Source organism: Pseudolysinimonas kribbensis, from assembly GCF_039531715.1.
In the GTDB taxonomy this organism is placed as follows: domain Bacteria; phylum Actinomycetota; class Actinomycetes; order Actinomycetales; family Microbacteriaceae; genus Pseudolysinimonas; species Pseudolysinimonas kribbensis.
The window spans coordinates 178,087-180,801 of sequence record NZ_BAAAQO010000002.1; the positions used below are offsets into that span (position 1 = coordinate 178,087).

The window sequence follows — 2,715 nt, forward strand, 5'->3', positions numbered from 1 at the left end:
CTCGGCGGCGAGCGCGCCCATCGCCTGATCGAACGGCGCCCGCAGCGTCGAGGGCCGCACGGCGACGCCCTCGAGCCGGTCGAGCAGCGGCTCGTCGCGGAACAGGTCGCCGACGTACGGCCAGACATGCTCGAGCGCGGTGAGCAGGCGGCGGCGGGAATCGTCGGTGCCGAGTGCGAGGCGGCGGAACCACTCCGTGCTGTGCTCGCGATGGTAGGCGACCTCCTTGGCGGCCTTCGCGGCGATCGCGGCGAGGGTCGCATCGGAGGACTCCTGCAGCCGGTCGTAGAGCTCGACCTGGAAGACCGCGAACGCCAGCTGCCGCACGAGGGTGTGCGCGTAGTCGCCGTTCGGCAGCTCGGCGAGCTGCGCGCAGCGGAACTCGCGCTCGTCCCGCCAGTACGCGAGGTCGTCCTCGGTGCGCCCGTCGGCGGTTCCGGCGTGGCTCAGCAGCGAGCGCGCGTGGCCGAGCAGATCGAGGGCGATGTTGGCCAGCGCCATGTCCTCCTCGAGCTCGGGGCCGCGCGAGATCCACCACCCCAGGCACTGCGCGAGCACGAGCGCGTCGTCGCCCAGCCAGAGCGCGTACTCGGCCGCATCGGCCGTCGCCGCCTCCTCGCCGCCTCCGACGATCTCGTCGGCGAGCGACAGGCGGTCGACGATCACCTCGCCGTGCGGGTCGGCCCGGGTCACAGGTGCGGCACCCCCTCCGACTTCGTGTAGTAGACGGCGTGGCGGTAGTTCTTGCCCGCGGGGGATTCGAACCAGGCGCCCCGGGCATCCGGGTCGGAGGTCGTGATCGACTCGGCCGGCACGACCCAGATCGACACGCCCTCGCCCCGGCGGGTGTAGAGGTCGCGGGCGTTCTGGATCGCCATGGTCGCGTCGGGCGCGTGCAGCGACCCGGCGTGCACGTGCGAGAGTCCGCGGTTGGCCCGCACGAAGACCTCCCAGAGGGGCCAGATCTCGCGCGCGTCCGCGGCGCCGGGCGTCGTCATGCTGCCTGCTCCGCGGCGTCGGCCTGCTTGCGCGCGTAGGCCGCGGCGGCCTCCCGCACCCACGCGCCGTCCTCGAACGCGGCGCGGCGGTGCGCGAGACGCTGGGTGTTGCAGGGTCCGCGACCGCCGAGCACCTCCTGGAACTCGTGCCAGTCGAGCTCGCCGTACGCCCAGTGCCCGGTCGCCTCGTCGAAGCGCAGGTCCGGGTCGGGCAGCGTCACACCGAGCGCCTCGGCCTGCGGCACGAGCATGTCGACGAATCGCTGACGCAGGTCGTCGTTGCTGAAGCGCTTGATGTTCCAGGCCATCGACTGCTGGGAGTTGACGCTCTCCTCGTCGGGCGGTCCGAACATCATGAGACTGGGTGCGTACCAGCGGTCGACGGCATCCTGCGCCATCGCGCGCTGCGCCGGAGTGCCGTGCATGAGCTCGAGCAGAATCTCGAAACCCTGCCGCTGATGGAACGACTCCTCCTTGCAGATGCGCACCATCGCGCGGGCGTACGGGCCGTAGCTCGCGCGGCACAGCGGCACCTGGTTGCAGATCGCTGCCCCGTCGACGAGCCAGCCGATCGCGCCCATGTCGGCCCAGCCGAGGGTCGGGTAGTTGAAGATCGACGAGTAGCGCGCCCGGCCGTCGACGAGCGCCTGGAACATCTCGTCGCGCGGGGTGCCGAGCGTCTGCGCGGCGGAGTAGAGGTAGAGGCCGTGACCGGCCTCGTCCTGCACCTTGGCCATGAGGATCGCCTTGCGCTTGAGGCTCGGTGCGCGGCTGATCCAGTTGGCCTCCGGCTGCATGCCGATGATCTCGGAGTGCGCGTGCTGGGAGATCTGGCGCACCAGGTTCTTGCGGTACGCCGCGGGCATCCAGTCGCGCGGTTCGATCCGGGAGTCGGCGGCGATCAGTTCGTCGAAGCGGGCGCGGCCGTCGGGGTCGTCGTCGATCTCGGTCGTCGGCACCTGTGCCGTCGGGCTCTGCGCCATCACGATCTCCTTTACTGACCGGACGTTCACTTAGTATAGGAGCGCGGCGCGCGGCGCGGTACCCCCGCTCGCGCCACACTGGTCACGCGGAGTCCTGACAAGGGAGAGGGAGCACATGGCGGCGAGCGCGGTCCGGATGCCGGAGACGCCCGCGCGCCGGGGTCGCCCCGGGTACGACCTCGCCGGCATCCTGCGCGGAGCCGTCGCCGAGTTCACGGAGCACGGCTACGACGCGACGTCGATCGCTCTCATCGCGAAGCGCCTCGGCCTGTCGAAGGCGGCCATCTACCACCACGTCGGGTCGAAGGAGGAGCTGCTGCGGCTTGCGCTCGACCAGGCCCTCGGGGCGCTCGAGGGCGTGCTCACGGAGCCGGGTGCGCGGGACGGCGCGGCCGCCGACCGGCTCACCCACGTGCTGCGCGGCGCCGTGCGCGTGCTCGTCGCCGAACTGCCCAGCGTCACGCTGCTGCTGCGGTTGCGCGGCAACACCGAGGTGGAGCGGGCGGCGCTCGCCCGGCGGCGGCGATTCGACCGCGCCGTCACGGAGCTGATGGATGCGGCCCGCGACGAGGGCACGCTGCGCGACGACATCGACCCGCGGGTGGCCGAGCGGCTGCTGTTCGGCATGATCAACTCGATCGTCGAGTGGTACCGCCCCGGCGGACCGGAGGATGTCGAGGCGCTCGCCGACGACGTGCTGCGGCTCGCGCTCGAGGGCCTCCGCCGCTAGCCCC

General features: G+C 71.9%; 4 protein-coding genes. 1 reads left to right on the forward strand and 3 read right to left on the reverse strand.

Going from position 1 to position 2,715, the window contains the following annotated elements; all coding sequences use genetic code 11:
* The 3 genes from paaC to paaA all read right to left on the reverse strand — a co-directional run.
* A partial coding sequence (gene paaC / locus ABD285_RS01510; protein WP_344199680.1) for a 1,2-phenylacetyl-CoA epoxidase subunit PaaC occupies window positions 1-693 on the reverse strand: 693 nt, incomplete at its 3' end.
* Window positions 690-998, reverse strand: a complete 309-nt coding sequence (gene paaB, locus ABD285_RS01515) for a 1,2-phenylacetyl-CoA epoxidase subunit PaaB (RefSeq protein ID WP_284253501.1) — start codon at window positions 996-998, stop codon at window positions 690-692. The genes paaC and paaB, both read right to left, overlap by 4 nt.
* The gene (gene paaA / locus ABD285_RS01520) at window positions 995-1,981 is read right to left on the reverse strand and encodes a 1,2-phenylacetyl-CoA epoxidase subunit PaaA (protein WP_284253502.1); all 987 of its coding nucleotides are present in this window, start codon (window positions 1,979-1,981) and stop codon (window positions 995-997) included. Before paaA ends, paaB begins: the two co-directional genes overlap by 4 nt.
* A 115-nt stretch (window positions 1,982-2,096) precedes the next feature.
* On the opposite strand from paaA, the gene ABD285_RS01525 reads away from it, so the two are divergent.
* The gene (locus ABD285_RS01525; RefSeq protein ID WP_284253503.1) at window positions 2,097-2,711 is read left to right on the forward strand and encodes a TetR/AcrR family transcriptional regulator; all 615 of its coding nucleotides are present in this window, start codon (window positions 2,097-2,099) and stop codon (window positions 2,709-2,711) included.
* The last annotated feature ends 4 nt before the right edge of the window (window positions 2,712-2,715 follow it).